The sequence below is a fragment of the Desulfovibrionales bacterium genome, from assembly GCA_028715605.1.
Lineage (GTDB): Bacteria > Desulfobacterota > QYQD01 > QYQD01 > QYQD01 > QYQD01.
In genome coordinates this window covers 524,351-542,541 of sequence record JAQURM010000001.1, presented here as the reverse complement: position 1 = coordinate 542,541, position 18,191 = coordinate 524,351, and the positions used below count along the sequence as shown (strand labels likewise).

The window sequence follows — 18,191 nt, the reverse complement described above, 5'->3', positions numbered from 1 at the left end:
TTAAAAGTTACTCATCTGCTCAAAGATGCGTGATAAAATTTACTACTTCCTCTATCCTCTCATAAGGCACGGTCTTTATCTCTACTCCTGCATCGGTCAGGGGATATCCGGCCCCCTTGCCCTCCATGCTGCTTTTACTTAACACAACATCCACCCCCTTTTGAATAAGCCACTTGCTGGTCATTATCCCCTTCCTCTTTTCTTCCTGGGAGTAAGGATTAGACACTATCTCTTCATTAAAAATATCGTTATCTTTTGCGGTAATCAATGCAAAAAAGGGTGAACTGCCGAAATGAGCGCATATCGAGGCCCTATCTTTCTCCAGAGGTATGGCATAGGTGACCGTGTCCTTCTTCTCCGGCTCGTAATGTATGAGAATCCGGTCCACCTGCGGGATGCTTTCTTTAATCCTGGTCTTGATGTTTTTGCTAATATAGTGCGCTTTCCCCAGACTGCGAACCTTTAGCGTTAGAACCATCTCGATGAATTTGTAGCGTCCGGAGCTTCGGCCCCGAAGTTCCTTTATCTCCCGAACATGAGGATCTTGCGACGTAATGGTTTTCACTCTGTCCAATGTGGTAAGGTCCACCGAAGCATCCAGCAGGACCCGGATGGCATCTACAAAGATACGCCATCCTGAACGTCCTATAAAAAAAGCGACTATAACTGTCATAATCCGGTCCAGAGAAAGGTAAAAGTAACTTCCTATGAGACCACCAATAATGACCAGATATGAAAACAAATCTGCCTTGAGCTGCTGGGCGTCCGCTATCAGACTGGGAGATCCTGTTTCTTCTCCCTGACGAAGCTCATAACGGGAGAAGGCATAGATGGCAGTCATGATAAACAGGTAGCTCCCTATAGACAAAGGCACATGGGTAAGTATCAGCTCCCTCTCCCGCGTTATGGACGTTTTTACGACCTCAACCCCGGCCCCGAAAATAAGCAGGGAGATGACCAGCGAGATCAGATTTTCGACCTTATAAAGGCCGTAAGGAAAGGCACGGGATTTACGCTTTGATAGCCGAATACCAATAAAAACAGCAACCGAAGAAATAACGTCGGCAAAAGAATGGACCGCGTCCGCGATCAGGGCCATACTACCGGAAAGGGTCCCCAGCAAATACTTGAAACCTACCAGAAAGACGCTAAGGACAATAGAGTAACAGGCTAATTTTTCGCTCTTTTCAAACCTCATTGTCCGGGCGATAGCGCCGCTCCCCTCTTCATGCATGCTACCTAGAAAATCTTTTTAAATTCCCCCTATTCCCCCTTTCAAGGGGGGGATATTGTTAGTCCCCTCTTTGAGAAAGAGGGGACAAGGGAGATGTATTTAATGATCACACACATTCAGGCCGGACACAAGGCTATTGCTTAAGTACTGCTGTACCAGCTCTTCCGGGGATGAAGCGGGCGCGCCGGTGATGACCTTAATCCCCCTTTCGGTAAACAGCGTTAAGGCTCTCTGCCCCATGCCGCCGGCGATAATGACGTTAACGCCCATTTCCCCCAGCCATCTGGGCAACACGCCCGGCTCATGGGGCGGCGGGATGACCAATGCCTTGTTTGCAATCTTGTTATCCTGGATATCCAGAATGGCAAATTTTTCACAGTGACCGAAATGGTTGCAAAGCTTATTGTCAACAACCGGCAATGCTATTTTCATACTTCATACCTCCAAGACCTAAAAATTTTTAGATAGTTTTCATCCTATTTATTATCCTTCCCCACATTCCACGAACCATCTCCGAAAGCCCGTTTGGGGAGTACTCGATAATCGTCTTTTCTGCTATCATCGCCTCTGTAAAAATCGGGTCGTAGGGAATTTTGCCCACGAGTTCAAAGCCCTCCTGAACACAATACTTCTCAATACGATCCGCCACATCCAAATTAATGTCGAACTTGTTGATACAGACCATGGCTGGAATTTTAAAATGTCTGACCAGATCGCCTACGCGCTCCAGATCGTGCACACCGGAAACGGTCGGTTCGGTGACAACCAGCACCGCTGAGGCCCCGGTGGTGGCGGCAATGACCGGACAGCCGATACCCGGAGGTCCGTCTATGAGGATCAGGCCCAGGTTACGCTCTTCGGCCAATTTCTCGGCCTGGCGCCTTATCATGGTAATCAACTTGCCGGAATTCTCCTCGGCAATGCCCAGCTTCGCATGAACGAAGGGGCCGAACCTGGTCTCCGAGACGAACCATTCACCGCAGATGTTTTCCGGAAACTCTATGGCCTCAACCGGGCAAAAATGCACACAGACCCCGCACCCTTCGCAACTAAACTCATCTATCACATAGTCTCTGCTTATGGCCTTGAATTGGCATAACTCTATGCATTGACCGCAGGCTGTGCATAAAACAGGATTAATTACTGCTTTCCGTCCGCCCTTGAACTCCTGATGGGTTTTTATCTCCGGTTTAAGGATCAGGTGCAGATCCGCGGCATCCACATCGCCGTCCACCATCACCTTGTTTTCGGCCAGGCCGGCGAAGGCCGCTACCAGGCTGGTCTTCCCGGTCCCGCCCTTGCCGCTGATTACAGTCAGTTCCTTCATGTGTCCCCCTGCCTGTTAACTATGCCCTCTATTTTTTGGTACAATCCCCTGAATTTTTCTTTCCATTCCGGCATGACATCCACTATCATCTGACCCCGTGAATAGGCCTCTGCAATCTTTCGATCCATGGGTATTTCCAGGAGAAGGGGGATATTTTCTCTGGCCAGATATGATTGCACACCACTATCACCATTACCCGCACGATTCAGCACCACCCCAAGAGGCATCTTGAGCGCCCGCACGGCCTCTACTGCCAATATAAGATCATTCAGGCCGAAAGGCGTAGGCTCTGTCACCAACAGGGCGAAATCAGCGCCCTTTAAGGCGGCAATCACGGGGCAGGATGTACCGGGCGGGGCATCAATAATATTTATTTGCCCCTTATCTATCCTCTCTTTAACTGCCCTGATCAGGGGCGGAGACATGGCCTCCCCGATGCGCAGGCGGCCATGGATAAATTCCACGTGGCCTGCCCGGCCCTGTTCAATAATGCCCAGTTCCCGGCTTGATTCCTGCACCGCCTTCTCCGGGCAGACCTGGAGGCAGCCGCGGCAACTGTGACACAGCTCAGGGAAGGTGAGCACATAGTCTTTTAGCACGGCAATGGCATTGAATTGACAGATCTCGCCGCACTTTCCGCAATAGGTGCACTTGGTAAAATCTACCTCCGGGACAAAGGTATCAACTACAGTCTGTTCGTTGATAACTGCCTTTAAAAATAGATGAGCATTAGGCTCTTCCACATCGCAGTCCAAAAACCTTACCGCTTTATCCAATGACACAGCCATATTCACACCCACCGTCGTCTTCCCTGTGCCACCTTTGCCGCTGGCTATAGTAATTACCATCTTAGGTACTTACTCCTTTCTTTTTTCGGCCTACCAGCCTTTTAAGATTTCCTTGTCATTTGGCTGCCGCAACTCGGGCACTTAATAGTGTTACAGGGGACGCCCCGCTGATGGGGGGCCGTCCGCCCGCAGCTCGGGCAAACGCACTCTCCGCCTGACCCCAGACCCAAACCACCGCCCCGGCCACGGCCGCCGCCCCGACCCGAACCTCTTCCTGTGCCCGGCCCTTTTCCTGCCGGTCCGGTTCCATCTCCCATAGGCATATCTTACCTCCTTTAGCGCCAGTGTCCTTCGACATTGGGACTGGCTGCATATGAAATTTCGCCTCTCTTGAATTTCTCGACCGCCTCTCGAACTGTTCCTGTCACATTAACCGCCATGTTTATCTTCGCTGCCTGCAAGGTCACAAAGGCCTTCGGCCCGCAATGGCCCGTGATGAGCACGCCGGCCCCTTCTTCCGCTATAGTCCGCGCGGCCTGAATGCCGGCGCCCTGCATGGCTTCGATATTTTGCGTGTTATCCACAGCCTTAAATTCCATGGTTTCGGGGTCAACTATAATAAAATATGCCGCCCTGCCAAACCGCGGGTCAATCTCATCATCTAACCCCTTACCTTTTGCACTAATCGCTATCTTCACGCCCGTTCACCTCCTCTTCCTATTTATCATTATTTATAGTTGAAATTGCATACCTTCATACCCCGCCTCTCCGGCGGCACCTGCCCCGTCCTCTGCCCAGCCCTCCGCCGTCTGTCCAATCATGATCCCAGAGCGCCTTGAGAATATTTTTACTCCGGCACTTCGGGCACTCAACCGCCACATCGGTATCATCAGTAATAGCCCATTCGTTTGTGCAGTCCGAACATAAGAAACGTCTTTGCATCATCTGAACCGCCCCGCCTTCGATCTGTAGCGCCTTGGCATTAACGATTGCATCCGCGATCTTCTTGTGGGCAGATTCGATGATATTGCCGAAGGTCTGCCGCGAAATATCCATCCGCTTAGCGGCCTCTTCCTGATACAACCCCTCTAAATCAGCCAACCGGATAGCCTCAAATTCATCCACCGTAAGGTTGACTTGTTCCAGGGCAAATACTGGAACTCCCGCAGGCTTGAAGTAGGCTGCGCGGGGAAGACCGCAAACCCGTCTGCATTTAAAAGGTCGCGGCATGATTGTCTCTTTTAATTATTAGCATATGCCAATAATATAGCACAAAAAATTCCCCTGTCAAGGAAATTGGCAGGGGAAAGTCGATGACCCCATAAAAAATCAAGAAATCTATAGTATCAGGCTGCCCACCAAAGATTTTATGTCTTTAAGATTATGTCTGACCAGGTATTCTTCTATCCCGGAGATAATCTCCATAGTAGCCTTGGGGTTGACAAAGTTGGCCGTTCCGACCTGGACGGCCGAGGCCCCGGCAATGAGGAACTCCAGGGCATCAGCTGCGGTCATAATGCCGCCGCAACCGATTACCGGGATATTCACCGCACCGGCTACCTGCCAGACCATACGCAGGGCAATGGGTTTAATGGCCGGCCCGGAGAGGCCGCCGGTGACATTATGAAGCTTGGGGCGTCTTGCCTCAACATCAATAGCCATGCCCGTGAGGGTGTTGATGAGGGAGATGGAATCTGCCCCGGCCTCTTCCACGGCGCGGGCTATGCTCACGACGTCCGTCACATTAGGGCTGAGTTTGATAATTATTGGAAGCCGCGTTGCCGCACGGACTGCCCTGGCAACCCGCGCTGCGGCCTTGTAGTCTGTCCCAAAGACCACGCCGCCTTTCTTCACGTTGGGGCAGGAGATATTGACCTCCAGGGCCGCTATGCCCTCGACGTTGCTCAGCCTTTCCGCCAGTTTTCGATATTCTTTGATGTCTTGTCCCAGGATGTTGACGATGACCGGAACAGAGAGATTGCGTAAAAATGGAAGCTTGTCTGCGATGAAATTTTCTACCCCTACATTTTGCAGGCCGATAGCGTTCAGCAGGCCGCAGGGGGTCTCTACAGTACGCGGCGGCATATTCCCCGGACGAGGGTTAAGAGAAAGACCTTTGACGATTATCCCGCCCAGACGGTTAAGATCAAGCAGGCCGGCATATTCCTGGCCATAACCAAAGGTGCCCGAGGCAGTAAGCACCGGGTTTTGCAGTCTAAGGAGGCCGATCCGGATGGAAAGGTCAGGTCTCGTCTTTTTCATTTCCAGGCCACCTCATAAGCATCAAAGACCGGGCCTTCCTTACAGACCCGGACTAAATCGCCGCTTCTCATCTCGGCCACGCAGCCCAAGCAGGCGCCAAGTCCGCAGGCCATAAAGCTCTCTAAGGAGACTTGACAGGAAAGGCCGTACTGCATAGCCAGAGATGCGACGGCATGGAGCATGGGATAGGGGCCGCAGCTATAAATAACGGGCCTTGAGGCGGCAACTCTGTTTGTAATCAAATCCGTGACCAGCCCTCTTTTTCCTGCAGAGCCGTCTTCAGTAACCACCTCCACCTGAAGCCCCATAGTCCTTAGCTCTTCCGCACAAAGGAGCTCTGTTTTGTTTCGGGCGCCGATGAGTGCAGAAGTCTTGTCTCCTGCGCCATTTTGGGCGATGATTTGGGCAAGAAAAAACAGGGGGGCAATACCCATACCGCCGGCCACAAGAAGGGACGGGGACTCCTCTCGCCAGGAAAAACCACAGCCGAGAGGGCCCACAATATCCAGGCCTTCGCCGCTTCTGAGAGTAGTAAGCATATTCGTACCTTTGCCCACTACGCGGTAGAGAATATCCACAGTCATGGAACCATGAACGGCATGTATGGAAAAGGGGCGGCGAAGGAGCGGGTCCAGGGTCTGTCCAACACGTAGCATGAGGAATTGACCGGGCCGGGCAGCCCTGGCCAGGGCTGGCGCCTCTATGCGCAGCCTATAGACACCGGGCGCCGCGAACCGGTTTTCTAAAACAGTGGCTGTGCTTTGATCCATCTTGCTCCTGGCCCCGCGTACCATAAACTATAGTGAATGTCATTAGTCAATAGTCATTTGTCACTGGTAAAAGCGACCGATCTTTCCAAGTTAACTAATGACCCGTGACGCTGCCTAGAAAAGGCATTGCTAGACAAGGCTACTACCGTACCCGAGCGGCCGGTAATCTTTTCCCCACGATACGAAAAGAACTCATCCCGGCGGCACTTCGTGCATATTCCGGCTATTTCAACGTGCTCCGGCAGAATACCAGCTGAAAGCAACTGGTCGCGGCTTATGGCCCAAAGGTCAAAATGTCCGGGTGCTACCTCATATCGCCAGAGTGTGGGAGGAAACTCCTCTCGAAAATTCTTAAATTCGGCGCAACATGGACCAAGAGAAGGGCTGATACAGGCCAGGATGTCCTGCGGCCTGCTCCCAAAGGCATCTGTCATGGCCTGAACAGTGTGACCGATAATATCCAGGACATTTCCCCGCCAGCCGCAGTGCACGTTGCCGATGGCTTTACGCCCGGGGTCGTAGAGGATTATGGCCTGGCAGTCGGCCTGCTTTATCATTAGGGCCACGTCCGTGAGATGAGTGAACAAGGCATCAAATCCCTGCGGTTCATGCTCGCTCTCGGGAGGGTGATCTATAATCCTGACGCCGTTCTTATGCACTTGATGCGCCGAGACCAGATGGGTGGCGCCGATTATTGCTGTTATTGTTTTTCTGTTCCTGCGGATCAGGGCTGCGTCATCTCCGGTGTGATAACTGACGTTCAAACTGTCAAAAGGAACCGGACTTACTCCCCCCCGGCGGGTGAATACAGCGTGTGTGACTTCAGGAAAGTTGCTCAGAAGGTCAAACCGGTAAAATTCTACAGGGCCGACGTTGATCTTTTTCATACGTTTCTCTGATGCCGTTTATACTGTTATTCACCGGGACTGTCAAGAAGCCTGCCTGATCGGGAAGATAGGACTTCCCCCATGTTTATGGAAGCCATTGTTCCTGAGCGTAACTTGCTGGAGCAGTCCGCCGCAGGCGGATCGAGGACGAGCAGGAAGGGGAAAGCCAGCCCTTTAGTGGCTGGAAGGGGTAAGCCTTCCCCGCCTGCGAGTCCCGAAAGGGTCACTGCGCAAGCCGTGAAGCGAAGGAATGATGGCTTCCATTTCTAGAAAGTCCTATTGGCGAGAACTGTTGACAAATACCCGGAGAAAGATATAAGTAGCTACTATAGTGGATGTCATTAGTCAGTAGTCATTTGTCACTGGTAAAAGTGATCAACCTTCCACGGTTAACTAATGACCAGTGACGTTGCTTATAAATGAGATATTTCTCGGATGGAGGAAATATGAAGGTCTCGAATATTATGGTAGCTATAGACTTTTCCGAATGTTCGGCCTCGGCATTCAGGTATGCCCTGGACCTGGCTGCGCTTTTTCCAGCCAAAGTAATTTTACTTAATGTGATTGACGCCCGGCATATCGAACGCATTGCTGAATTTACGGGCGCGCCTTTAAAAGAAATACAGGAAAAGATGATGCGTCGTGCCAAAACAGCGCTCAAGGATTTTATCAAAAAGTGGGATAACACCAAGGCGTCCTGTACCGCGGAAGTGGCCGCAGGCGTTCCATTCCACGAGATCGCCCTTAAAGCCAGGAAAGACAAGGTTGACTTGATCGTTATGGGAGGATATGGCCAGCATGGCAAGGGAGGACAGATAGACGAGATATTTTTTGGCAGTACTGCCGAAAAGGTGGTGCGTCTGTTGCCATGTCCGGTCCTCTGCGTTCCGCAGATTTAGTTTCTTCGCTCAGAAATGTCTTTCATTCTGATATTTCAGAAACCTTCTTTCCCTTTGATACTTCTCTGGGAGCAATTTCTAATACCTTTTCATCCATGTCCCGCAATATATGGCATTTACCCTGCAAAACACCCTTCTCTACAACTACCAGGCGCGCTGTTTTTATATCCCCCTGCACATTGCCCTTATCATGGATTTCAATAAGTTCCGCGGCTTCGAGTTTACCCTGAACAGTGCCATTAATAACAATATGTTGGGCCTTTAAATTCCCTTTTACTAGAGATGTCTCTCCAATAACGATAGAATCTGCATTAATATTTCCCTCCCAGTGGCCATCGATACGGATTAAGCCATTGGTATTAATCTCCCCTGTACCTCCAATATTATCTCCCAAATAAGAACCGCTCCGATCCTTACTTTTAGTCCACTCCTTTAAAAACATATTAGCCTCCTTTCTTGGCTAAAAAAGTAGCCGGGTTAACCGGTCTCTTCTTTTTCCACACCTCATAGTGGACATGTGGCCCGGTAGTTGAGCCTGTTTGCCCCATATAGGCAATAATCTGCCCACGTCGAATATAATCTCCGCATTTAACCAGGTTCTTCTTGTTATGCCCATAAACAGTTGTAAAGGCGTACCCGTGTTCCAGCACAATAAAATTACCCAACTTGGCGTGATGTCCTTCTAAAGCCACTACTCCGGTAGCAGTGGCATGGACAGGTGTTCCCGCCTGATTGGCAATATCTATCCCGGTATGAAATTCGTGCTCGCCAGAGATCGGATCATTGCGATAACCAAAAGGAGAAGTTATGCATCCATCAGCAGGATGGCCATTGGGTGTGGCTTCGTATATATCTTTCTGCTTTTTAATATAATCCGAAATCTTTTCATACCTATCTATCTGGGCTTTTACTTTATCCCTTAACTCTATAAAGCTTAAATAGATATCTTCTTCTTTTAGCTCTTCGATGTCGCTACGGAGCACCCTTGAAAGACCGATGTTATCATCTGAATTCAGACCACCCCGCCCCTTCTCGGTTCTGGTGATAATATCATGCCGATCACCCATTTCAAGCACGCTTATCAGAGATCGTTCGAGCTTGCCGACCTTCTGCACAAGGGAATTAATGCGCTTGACTTCATCCTTAATATATACAGCCTTGGTCTTTAATTGTTCATTACAGTAGCTCAGGTACCTGTAGCAGAGATAGCTGGAATTCACATATAATGACCATCCCAGAACAACGAGCACGATCGAAACAATAGAAAGTAACGAGGGAAGATATAAGTGAAACTGGAATGGCCGCAAACTGCTATGCGGCAAAAAAATTAACGTTATCTTATGGCAAAGCTTTCTATGCCACTTCGTTATCTTCATAGCCGATTACTATTGCCGATTTTATATACCACTGTGCTTATTATGTGTTATCGATATGACTGAGCTAAGACTTGAATTTAAGAATGATATTTCTGAGCGATAGGTGGGTAGATTGGATGTATAATCTTCTCCTTGCATTTTGGCCTTGAATTTCCGGGGAGATACAAGATAGTATGGGAAGCTGATGAATAAAATTATAATTATCGCGACTGCAACAGGCGTGCTTTGTCTTCTCTTTCCTCTCGCCGCCTTTGCCGCCGGATTTGCCATTCTCCAACAGGGCACCGCGCCTATGGCGCAGGGAAATGCCTTTGTCGCCCAGGCGGACGATCCTTCGGCTATCTTTTTCAATCCGGCCGGGATAAATCAGCTTAAGGGCACCCAAGTCTATCTGGGAGCTACAGCCATTGCCCCGCGAGCCGAGTATAAAGATAGTCTGGGCGCAAAAACCAGGACCGAATCGCAATTATATTCTCCTCCTCAATTCTATTTGACACACGAGTTGATGCCAAATCTGGCCTTAGGTCTAGGCGCCTTTTCCCCCTTTGGACTGGGGACGAAGTGGGACGGCGGTTGGACCGGCCGCTATCTGGCCACAAGTTCTGATTTACAGACTTTAAATATTAACCCGGTTCTCTCCTGGAGAGTATCTCCTGAATTATCCGTTGCCGGTGGCGCCAATGTCATGCGCACAGAGGCCGATCTCAGAAGAAAGCTGAACCTGAGCGCGCTTGCACTTCCCGACGGTGACCGGTTATTCAAGGGAGCGGATTACGGCTATGGGTACAACCTGGGTCTCATTTACCAATTGACTCCCGCCACAAATATTGGCCTTTCCTACCGGAGCAAGGTCAAGGTCAAAATTGATGGCGCGGCAGAATTCAGCGTGCCCGCGGCTGTAGCTCACCTCTTCCCAAGCGGCGGGGCACACAGTCAGCTAGTCTTCCCGCCTTCTCTGTTCGCCGGCATGGCCTACAAGGGGCTGTTCCCCTGGGTCTTTGAATGCGACCTTACCTGGATGGGCTGGTCCACCTTTGAGGAATTAAGGGTTGACCTGGATAGACCGGTAGGCGCTGCCCAGACATCGGTATCGATTCAACCAAGGAACTGGAACGATGTGTTCGCCTATCGTTTCGGGGTTAATTATCGATGGGATAAGTCCACCACCATCCGGGCCGGTTATATTTTCGATGAATCCCCGGTTCCGGATGAGACCATGGATCCATCCATCCCGGATGCCGACCGGCATATATTTTGTCTGGGCGGGGATTATCGGCTCAATGATTTTACTATTGGTATGGCCTACAACTACATCCTGGGCAAAAAACGGGACAAGCACAATACCATTGGCGCAGACGTTGTACCCGGTGACAACCGCACTAACGGGGAATACCAGCAGACCTCACATTCTCTGGCGGTCAGTATCTCCTACAGCTTTTGAAAAGTTATCTGTTGCACGGCATATTTTTTCAATACGTCTTCCCGCACCGTAATACCCAAACCCGGCCCCTTAAGCGAAGGCGCCCTGCCCCACTTGCCGAAGACCAGATCTTCCCGGATGATATCTTCTTTCAGGAGCAGGGAAGAGAAGGAACCCTCGATATAGACAAGTTCATCAAAACACTGGGCAAAGCGCCGGCCTGCTGCCGAGAGGATACCCGTTTCGCCGACATGACTTCCGAGCATGGCTTTTATACCCGTCTTGCGGCCTATCTCCAATATCTTAACAGCATTCCGGAACCCGCCGCATTTTGAGAGACGAATATCAAAAATTTCACAGGCCTTCATCTCCGCCAGACGTTCGGCATCGGCGACACTACAGAGCGATTCGTCGGCGATAATGGGAACGCCGGCGTTTTCGAAAACCTTCTTAAGACCTTTAAAGTCTTCCTTGACTACCGGCTGCTCTACAGCCGAAACCCCGTATCGTTTCATCTCCTCGATCTTCCGGATGGCCTCATCAGCCGTCCAGTAACCATTCGCATCTACCCTGAGATCAACCTCGCTTCCCAGGATATCTCGGACCAATGCCAGACGGGCCAGGTCGGACTCGTTACCCACCTTTAATTTAAGGAATCTCATTTCCCTCTGTTTGACCATGTGCAGATAGGTTTGAAATGTATCTAAAGATAACATGGAAACCACGGCGCTATAAGTAAGGTCCCCTTTTTTGCATTCAATGCCGAGTAGTTCCGATACAGACTGCCGCCATGCCTTCCCGGCCGCATCCAGCAAGGCAGTTTCCAGGGCACAAACCGCTGAGGGGTTTTTGCATGCGTCACCCTGCGCGGACAATGCATCAAGAAACCCGCGCATGCTTAGCGGATCCGGGAAAATGTGCCCGGCAAGCATGGGTATAAGATTTTTTTCAAAAAATGCGATATTTTCGCTTATGCTTTCTCCGGTTACATAGCCTCTGGGAGCCCCTTCCCCATAACCAGAGATGCCCGATTCCGTCTCTACCCGCACCACGAGAGATTCCGAACACTGTCTGGCTGCCAGGCTATGTTTGACTAGAAGCAAAAACGGGATGCGGAGATGAAAGATGTCCAGCGCTTCCAACCTCATTGCTCTGCTCCATGACTCCCTGCATTCTCAAGAATAGGCCAACCTGTTTCCATTGATACCACTGCTCGGGATAGGTGTAAATATAATTCTCCAGGATGGACAGGGCCCTTTCGGCTATAGAAAGGCCTTGTTTCGTCTCCTCGTCTTCAGTAACATCTTGAAATTCCAGAACATAGCTACCATTCCAGCCGCGCTTTAAGAGTGTAAAGATGACTGGGGACTGATATTTCCTCTGTAGTGCATCCAGGGATCTATCCACTGGAGAGGTAACTCCCAGAAACTCTGTACTTTTATCTTTGTGCGGTCTCCACGACTCGAACTCATCACATTCGGTAATAAGTATTCTATTCTCCTTGAGTGTGCTGAATGCAGCAAACATTATATTTTCTGCGTTGGCATCCAAAAGACGAACGCCGTAAGGTACGGCCCGTTCCAGCAAGGCCTTTTTTAGCCTTCTGGTCTTAAAACGAACGGTCATAGTCGAAGGATAATTGCGCAGGGCCAGTGTCAGGGGCATGAGTTCTACCGCTCCAAAATGACCGGTCACCAGGATAACGCCCCGGCCTTTTTTAAGGGCCGCATCGAGCAATTCCTGGTTTCTCAGGCGGGTGTTTTGGAAGACGAAGGAACGCAGCCACTTATAGTTGGCATAAGCCATCAACAATTTTTCATGGTAGTGGGTGAAAATCCCCTTGATCGCCAATTCGGTAATCCTTTTTATTTCTTTGGGGTGACATCTTCCTCCCAATATAGCCGCTATGGTATTTTCGATGACTTTTCGTTCCCCCTTGTTGAGTGCGTAATATATGCCCCCCAAAAAGCACAAATAGGCCCGGGAGATGGCCAGGGGAAGAAAGCGGACTATGTACGTATTAATCCGCGATTGCAAGAACCGGCTCAGTCCGACCTTGCCGAATATGTGTTTGCCTGTTCCTTTCATAATAATTACCTCCTTCGTAATATTTTTTATATAGGCCATTATCCAAAAAGACTGGATTGGACGTAGGTATCAACAATATTGATGACAAAAGATATGATAGTGTGTTTTTTGACGGGAGACGATTATTAGCAGCAGAGTTGGTCATCGGCCTCGACCGCACTAAAGGTATATCTGATTGACCTTCACTAAGTGGAGAGAGGCTTTGAGTGAGACCGCACGAGAAAAGAAGTTAATCGCTTAGCTGTAAGAAACACTCAAACGCTGAATATGCCTATCACATAACAAAACGAAAAAAAAGATTTTTTTTGCGATAAGAAAGACTATGTCAAATTCGGAGTCGCGTGGTGATATTATGGCGGGAAAACAGTAAGTCAGAGGAGATATAAGCTAGTTAGTTTCCATCCGAAAACCCTAGTTTTCTGGATGGTGCGGTCAGCAGTCAGCTATCAGCGTTCAGCTTAACATATTGGTTGTCTTGACTTTTTGCTGATCGCTGAAAGCATTTATTCGGAAACGGCAGTTTCCGGATGAAAACTAGTTAGGCAAGACAAACCCTGAGTCAATACCTTTGCGGACTGCCTGGGCCAGTTTTTCAAGATTATACGGCTTTTGAATAAAGCCACATATCCCACCTTGCAGCTCTTGCATGGCCTCATGGTCAAGGCCGTAACCGGTGCAAATGATCACCTTCACAGCCGGGTCAATCTCCTTAAGCCGTTTGTAGGTATCCAGGCCCGATAGGTTTGGCATCATGAAATCTAAAATAACCAGGGCAATCGCGTCCTTCGCAGATTTATATATGTCAACAGCCTCGAGGCCATCTTTGGCCAATAGCACATTATAGCCGTGAAATGTGAGCACCTTTTCTCCCAGTTCCCTGTTGTATTGTTCATCATCTACCAGCAATATCGTTTCTCTGCCTTCAACCTTTACCGTATGTTCTGTTGTCGCTTGTTCAACAGCTTCGATGTCTGCCTCCGGGAAAAACAATTCAAAGATGCTTCCTTTCCCAATCTTACTATCCACATATATACGGCCTTTTAGACCAGTTACGATTCCGTGGACTACGGCCAAGCCTAACCCTGTGCCCTTTCCCAGTGGTTTAGTCGTAAAAAACGGATCGAAAATTTTACCCAGGTCTTTTTCATGAATGCCCGGCCCGGTGTCAGATATACTGATTTTTACGTATTTGCCGCGTGCGACCGAGAGATAGTGTGTGTCGTAACCATTACTTATCGTACAAATTTCCGTTTTAATGCCTAGTACTCCGCCATCCGGCATTACGTCACGGGCGTTGAGACAGATGTTGAGCATGGCCTGCTGTAGTTGGGTGGCATCCCCCAGAATGGTAGCCGGGCTAGCATCCAGCCCCAGTTGAATCTCCACCCTTTTATCAATAACGTTTTCTAACAACCGTACTGTTTCCAGGATGATTTCATTGACATCAACCGGCGCCAGGTTTTGAATCTGGCCTCCCCGGCTGAAAGTGAGCATTTTTTTGACCAGATCTGCGGCCCTTAAGCTCGACTTTTCTATAACGTCGAGATGTTTTTGGGCATCCATATCTTGAACTTGCTGTTTGAGAAGGGCCGTATACCCCAGGATGCTGGTCAAAATATTATTAAAGTCATGGGCGATCCCACCGGCCATAGTCCCTACGGATTCCATTTTTTGGGCCTGGTACAATTGCCGTTCCAATCTCTTTATGTGGCTAATATCAGTTACTATGGCAAAACTGCCTTTGCACAGTCCTTCTTCCATTAAAGGCACACTGCTGATTATGGCTGAGATCTGCCCGCCGTCTTTACCCTTTAACTCCATCATTCCCTGGGCCACTAAACCAGCCCTGTTTTGGTCAAGCAGCCTCTTGAGAATCCTCTCATTCTCCCCATCCACGTAGCGGTGAATATTTTGGCCTATGAGATGTCCATTAGTAAAGATTTCTGACATTCGCCGATTGGCCAAAATCAAGTTGTCTTTATCGTCCAGGACCCAGATGCCATCATGGGCATTCTCTATCAACTGTCGATATCTTCTTTCGGATTCGGCAAGTTTTCTGTAGAGATTGCTATTGTTCAGGGCCATGGCGATCTGGTTGGCAAAACTGGTTAAGAATTCCTTATCAGGAAAGGCCACATTCAGGCTATCCTGGACTTGATCACCTACCAGCACACCAAGTATTTTACCCTGAGCGGCCAGAGGAACCAAAATGAACGCTTTGGGTCTGAATTTTCTGATGAGTGGGTTATCCTTGTTCAATGCCGATCCTGCCACATCTTCCACAAAAACAGGCTCATTCCGGGCCGCAGTTCGGGCAATGATGTTATCTATTTTGGATAAAGATACCGTGTAATCCTTGATCTCTGAAAAATCTTCCGGCGAGACGCCGACAGCGTGTACCAGAGAAAGGGCCTGTTTCTCTTCGTCCACAATAAAGATGGCCGCCCTGTCCAGTCGGGCCACCTTGACCAGTAGTCTTAAGATCAAATCAAATAGACGTTCTGTCTCCAGGGTGGAAAGGATCGCTGTGCTCACTTCCTGAAGGCTTAAGAGCTGGTCGATCTTATTCTTAAGCTGGATGTTTAGCCTGTGTACCTCGTCATACTTCTTTTTTATTAGTTCCTTGTCTCTTTCTACCTCTCTAATACTATTTTCAACGACCTTAACACTGTTTTCAATAACCTTCCATGGAAGGAAAACCTTTAAAAAGTATTCTTTAAGAGGGGATTCCCTTTTCCACGTTAAATGGTATTCGCAACACTCGTTGCCCTTAAAAAAGCACCTGGTCTCTTCAAGATGAGCGGGCGGCAGACCCCAGAATACGGGGACAGCAGTATATATGCCCTTATTTACGGAACAGAAGTCTTCGGAAAGGGGAACGTTACGGAACCAGTGCAGTTGCAGAATCGCGCCTTTGTTATTAAGGTCAACCGTATGGATGGCTTTATTCCGGTTAAATTTATCGTTTAGGGTCTGAATCCTCTTGATAGCCTGTTCTGGACCTCGAAGGGCACATAGGAGGATTCTTTGTATGTAGCCCAAACGTTTTTTTATCACCGAATCATAGCCAATCTTGAAGATAACATCATCGCCCAGGAGCCGTTTGGCATTTCTATACATGTTAATCAACACATAGCCGGACACCCAGTTGTTCGGATCCATGAGGAAGCCCTTGACATCTGGAAGGTCATCCACCTCCGGGCCTAACTGTTGAAGCAATTCGTCGACAAGCCCGGGAGCATGCTCTTGAAAATATTCAATGACAGACAACGTGTTGATACAGCTATGATGTTTTTCCATGCCTAACTACTTATGTATATTTACATGTACACATACAGAATATGCTTTGCGTATAGATCCCCTTGCCTTATACTCATCCTTTTAATAAACCGTTTCGGCATGCTCTTGCCGATATTTTAGCAACCCATAGAATTTTCACCTGCAATGTCATTAGCAGTTTTAATCCATCACCTAAAAGCGACAGGTTTTGTATCTTCTGTATCTTATGTAAAAATACCACAATAAGCTGCCGAAGTAAACGTTTCCGCAACCCAAATCCATTGAAAGCTAATTCTAGAGCGGCAAAATTAGCTTGACAAGCCACAGAAAGACTGTATTAACTTTTTAGACTAAAAGGGATTTAGTAAAGGGCAAACTTTCTATGGCGGTTTTTGAAAAAAGCATTTGATCAGCCTTTATATTTTTTAGGATTATTATGAAGTTATTACTCATTCAGCCTTCTCATTTTGACCAATATAGACAAGTAAGAAAATATAAGATCTCACTTATGCCCAGTAACGCCTTGGCTACCATTGCCGCCCTGACGCCAAAAGACGTAAATGTATCCATTGTGGATGATTATGTGCAGGAAATCGATTTTGACCAGGAAGTAGACCTAGTAGGAATTACCGGCATGACATCCCAAATTCCCAGGGCCTATCAAATTGCTGGTGAATTTAGAAAACGGGGCAAAAAGGTTGTCATGGGAGGGATTCATGTCACTACTCTCCCTGATGAGGCCAGACAGTATGCGGATTCTATTGTGATAGGTGAGGCGGAAGATATATGGGAAAATGTAATTGATGACGCTAAAGGAGACCAGCTAAAACCGATTTATCAATCTGATAAAAAACCGGATCTTAAAAGGCTGATTATCCCGGAATACAAGTATGTTAAATTAGACAGCTATCGAATTACTCACGGTTCTACTATGCCAAGATTGCCCATCCAGACAACCAGGGGTTGCCCATTTAACTGTGATTTTTGTACAGTCACACGGTTTTGGGGAAAGGGGTTCAGGACAAAACCAGTAGAACATGTCTATAAGGAAATTGCCTGTTATCGGAGCCAAGGAGCTCTTAATTTTTTCTTTTCTGATGACAATATCATTGGGAATCCGGTCTACGCCCGTCAATTATTCAAGACAATAAAGCCCTTAAAAATTAATTGGAGTGGACAATGTAGCACTACCATTTTAAAAGACAAGGGGTTAATTGATCTGATGGCTGAAAGTGGTTGCCAGAGAATGTTCGTCGGATTCGAATCCATTTCACAACGAAATCTTAAAGGCATTGGCAAGGGCTTTAATAAGGTAGAGCAATATCAGGATATCATAAAATTATTCAAAAAAGCCGGTATTTGGATTCAAGCCAGTATCATTTTTGGTTTCGATGAAGACACCCCTGAATCCTTGCAAGAAACAGTCGATTTCTTAGAGGACAATAGGGTAAGCGTGGTTCATATCTTCATCTTGACACCCGTTGTTGGGACAGCTTTAAGAAACAGATTTGAAGAAGAGGGTAGAATTTTCGACAATGATTGGTCCCATTACAATGGGACAAGAGTCTTGTTTTCCCCGAAAAATTTTAGTCCTACAGAGCTCGAAGAATTTTATTGGTCAAAATTCAAAGACATATACTCCTTGAAATCCATTTTAAAACGGGTGATAATCAGTAAACCGTTGCCGCTATCTCAATATGTCGCCTGTATTAAACAAAACCTCTACTATCGGCAACGTGTTATGAACGGCTATCACACTTTCGGCGGATAGTTATTTCCCCCCGGTCCTAATCCATCTATAATATACCTCTTCCAGCCAAGCCAAAAGTTCCTATTAATATCGATGATATGCTATTTATAC

The 18,191-nt window shown here is 48.2% G+C and carries 18 protein-coding genes; 3 read left to right on the top strand and 15 right to left on the bottom strand.

Features of this window, described 5'->3' with window-relative positions; all coding sequences use genetic code 11:
* Window positions 1-19: 19 nt before the first annotated feature.
* From PHT49_02530 to pgeF, 10 genes are all read right to left on the bottom strand, one after another.
* On the bottom strand, window positions 20-1,234 hold the full coding sequence (locus PHT49_02530; protein ID MDD5450758.1) for a cation diffusion facilitator family transporter: 1,215 nt from the start codon (window positions 1,232-1,234) through the stop codon (window positions 20-22).
* Window positions 1,235-1,333: 99 nt separating this feature from the next.
* Window positions 1,334-1,666 (bottom strand): NifB/NifX family molybdenum-iron cluster-binding protein, encoded by a 333-nt coding sequence (locus tag PHT49_02525; protein MDD5450757.1) that lies wholly within the window; start codon window positions 1,664-1,666, stop codon window positions 1,334-1,336.
* Between the two features lie 28 nt (window positions 1,667-1,694).
* Window positions 1,695-2,561 (bottom strand): 4Fe-4S binding protein, encoded by an 867-nt coding sequence (locus tag PHT49_02520; protein ID MDD5450756.1) that lies wholly within the window; start codon window positions 2,559-2,561, stop codon window positions 1,695-1,697.
* Entirely contained in the window at window positions 2,558-3,409 is an 852-nt protein-coding gene (locus PHT49_02515; protein MDD5450755.1) for an ATP-binding protein, read from the bottom strand. The genes PHT49_02520 and PHT49_02515 overlap by 4 nt, the downstream gene beginning before the upstream one ends.
* 55 nt (window positions 3,410-3,464) lie before the next feature.
* On the bottom strand, window positions 3,465-3,707 hold the full coding sequence (locus PHT49_02510; GenBank protein MDD5450754.1) for a hypothetical protein: 243 nt from the start codon (window positions 3,705-3,707) through the stop codon (window positions 3,465-3,467).
* On the bottom strand, window positions 3,685-4,047 hold the full coding sequence (locus tag PHT49_02505; GenBank protein MDD5450753.1) for a NifB/NifX family molybdenum-iron cluster-binding protein: 363 nt from the start codon (window positions 4,045-4,047) through the stop codon (window positions 3,685-3,687). The genes PHT49_02510 and PHT49_02505 overlap by 23 nt, the downstream gene beginning before the upstream one ends.
* A gap of 55 nt (window positions 4,048-4,102) precedes the next feature.
* Window positions 4,103-4,579 carry a DUF134 domain-containing protein gene (locus tag PHT49_02500; GenBank protein MDD5450752.1) on the bottom strand — a complete coding sequence of 159 codons (477 nt, stop codon included), beginning with the start codon at window positions 4,577-4,579 and terminating at the stop codon, window positions 4,103-4,105.
* 108 nt (window positions 4,580-4,687) lie between these two features.
* Window positions 4,688-5,611: a dihydroorotate dehydrogenase gene (locus PHT49_02495; GenBank protein MDD5450751.1), complete on the bottom strand. Its 924-nt coding sequence runs from the start codon at window positions 5,609-5,611 to the stop codon at window positions 4,688-4,690.
* Window positions 5,608-6,381, bottom strand: a complete 774-nt coding sequence (locus PHT49_02490) for a dihydroorotate dehydrogenase electron transfer subunit (protein MDD5450750.1) — start codon at window positions 6,379-6,381, stop codon at window positions 5,608-5,610. The genes PHT49_02495 and PHT49_02490 overlap by 4 nt, the downstream gene beginning before the upstream one ends.
* Before the next feature lie 53 nt (window positions 6,382-6,434).
* Entirely contained in the window at window positions 6,435-7,268 is an 834-nt protein-coding gene (pgeF, locus tag PHT49_02485) for a peptidoglycan editing factor PgeF (GenBank protein MDD5450749.1), read from the bottom strand.
* A gap of 446 nt (window positions 7,269-7,714) precedes the next feature.
* Here pgeF and PHT49_02480 point away from each other — a divergent pair, with 446 nt between their 5' ends.
* Window positions 7,715-8,167 (top strand): universal stress protein, encoded by a 453-nt coding sequence (locus tag PHT49_02480; GenBank protein ID MDD5450748.1) that lies wholly within the window; start codon window positions 7,715-7,717, stop codon window positions 8,165-8,167.
* A gap of 22 nt (window positions 8,168-8,189) precedes the next feature.
* Here the strand turns inward: PHT49_02480 and PHT49_02475 are convergent, their stop codons facing one another.
* Both PHT49_02475 and PHT49_02470 read right to left on the bottom strand, forming a co-directional pair.
* Window positions 8,190-8,609, bottom strand: coding sequence for a polymer-forming cytoskeletal protein (locus tag PHT49_02475; protein ID MDD5450747.1), 420 nt, complete (start codon window positions 8,607-8,609; stop codon window positions 8,190-8,192).
* A 1-nt stretch (window position 8,610) separates the two neighbouring features.
* On the bottom strand, window positions 8,611-9,543 hold the full coding sequence (locus PHT49_02470; GenBank protein MDD5450746.1) for a M23 family metallopeptidase: 933 nt from the start codon (window positions 9,541-9,543) through the stop codon (window positions 8,611-8,613).
* 184 nt (window positions 9,544-9,727) lie between these two features.
* On the opposite strand from PHT49_02470, the gene PHT49_02465 reads away from it, so the two are divergent.
* Complete coding sequence (locus PHT49_02465; protein ID MDD5450745.1) at window positions 9,728-10,984, top strand: outer membrane protein transport protein; 1,257 nt, start codon at window positions 9,728-9,730, stop codon at window positions 10,982-10,984.
* On the opposite strand, the gene PHT49_02460 is transcribed toward PHT49_02465, so the two are convergent.
* The 3 genes from PHT49_02460 to PHT49_02450 form a co-directional block, all read right to left on the bottom strand.
* Entirely contained in the window at window positions 10,972-12,111 is a 1,140-nt protein-coding gene (locus tag PHT49_02460; GenBank protein ID MDD5450744.1) for an enolase C-terminal domain-like protein, read from the bottom strand. The two genes, PHT49_02465 and PHT49_02460, sit on opposite strands and share 13 nt — an antisense overlap.
* A complete protein-coding gene (locus PHT49_02455) occupies window positions 12,047-13,051 on the bottom strand; it encodes a lysophospholipid acyltransferase family protein (protein MDD5450743.1) in 1,005 nt (334 codons plus the stop codon). Before PHT49_02455 ends, PHT49_02460 begins: the two co-directional genes overlap by 65 nt.
* A 534-nt stretch (window positions 13,052-13,585) precedes the next feature.
* On the bottom strand, window positions 13,586-16,351 hold the full coding sequence (locus PHT49_02450) for a response regulator (GenBank protein MDD5450742.1): 2,766 nt from the start codon (window positions 16,349-16,351) through the stop codon (window positions 13,586-13,588).
* 415 nt (window positions 16,352-16,766) lie between these two features.
* Here PHT49_02450 and PHT49_02445 point away from each other — a divergent pair, with 415 nt between their 5' ends.
* Window positions 16,767-18,101: a radical SAM protein gene (locus PHT49_02445; GenBank protein MDD5450741.1), complete on the top strand. Its 1,335-nt coding sequence runs from the start codon at window positions 16,767-16,769 to the stop codon at window positions 18,099-18,101.
* The last annotated feature ends 90 nt before the right edge of the window (window positions 18,102-18,191 follow it).

What these genes read in the sequence shown, in the direction of transcription:
- PHT49_02530 (MDD5450758.1), bottom strand. Translation starts at nt 1,234, where the DNA reads ATGCATGAAGAGGGGAGCGGCGCTATCGCCCGGACAATGAGGTTTGAA.
- PHT49_02510 (MDD5450754.1), bottom strand. Translation starts at nt 3,707, where the DNA reads ATGTCGAAGGACACTGGCGCTAAAGGAGGTAAGATATGCCTATGGGAG.
- PHT49_02525 (MDD5450757.1), bottom strand. Translation starts at nt 1,666, where the DNA reads ATGAAAATAGCATTGCCGGTTGTTGACAATAAGCTTTGCAACCATTTC.
- pgeF (MDD5450749.1), bottom strand. Translation starts at nt 7,268, where the DNA reads ATGAAAAAGATCAACGTCGGCCCTGTAGAATTTTACCGGTTTGACCTT.
- PHT49_02465 (MDD5450745.1), top strand. Translation starts at nt 9,728, where the DNA reads ATGAATAAAATTATAATTATCGCGACTGCAACAGGCGTGCTTTGTCTT.
- PHT49_02495 (MDD5450751.1), bottom strand. Translation starts at nt 5,611, where the DNA reads ATGAAAAAGACGAGACCTGACCTTTCCATCCGGATCGGCCTCCTTAGA.
- PHT49_02455 (MDD5450743.1), bottom strand. Translation starts at nt 13,051, where the DNA reads ATGAAAGGAACAGGCAAACACATATTCGGCAAGGTCGGACTGAGCCGG.
- PHT49_02460 (MDD5450744.1), bottom strand. Translation starts at nt 12,111, where the DNA reads ATGAGGTTGGAAGCGCTGGACATCTTTCATCTCCGCATCCCGTTTTTG.
- PHT49_02450 (MDD5450742.1), bottom strand. Translation starts at nt 16,351, where the DNA reads ATGGAAAAACATCATAGCTGTATCAACACGTTGTCTGTCATTGAATAT.
- PHT49_02475 (MDD5450747.1), bottom strand. Translation starts at nt 8,609, where the DNA reads ATGTTTTTAAAGGAGTGGACTAAAAGTAAGGATCGGAGCGGTTCTTAT.
- PHT49_02445 (MDD5450741.1), top strand. Translation starts at nt 16,767, where the DNA reads ATGAAGTTATTACTCATTCAGCCTTCTCATTTTGACCAATATAGACAA.
- PHT49_02520 (MDD5450756.1), bottom strand. Translation starts at nt 2,561, where the DNA reads ATGAAGGAACTGACTGTAATCAGCGGCAAGGGCGGGACCGGGAAGACC.
- PHT49_02490 (MDD5450750.1), bottom strand. Translation starts at nt 6,381, where the DNA reads ATGGATCAAAGCACAGCCACTGTTTTAGAAAACCGGTTCGCGGCGCCC.
- PHT49_02480 (MDD5450748.1), top strand. Translation starts at nt 7,715, where the DNA reads ATGAAGGTCTCGAATATTATGGTAGCTATAGACTTTTCCGAATGTTCG.
- PHT49_02500 (MDD5450752.1), bottom strand. Translation starts at nt 4,579, where the DNA reads ATGCCGCGACCTTTTAAATGCAGACGGGTTTGCGGTCTTCCCCGCGCA.
- PHT49_02470 (MDD5450746.1), bottom strand. Translation starts at nt 9,543, where the DNA reads ATGAAGATAACGAAGTGGCATAGAAAGCTTTGCCATAAGATAACGTTA.
- PHT49_02515 (MDD5450755.1), bottom strand. Translation starts at nt 3,409, where the DNA reads ATGGTAATTACTATAGCCAGCGGCAAAGGTGGCACAGGGAAGACGACG.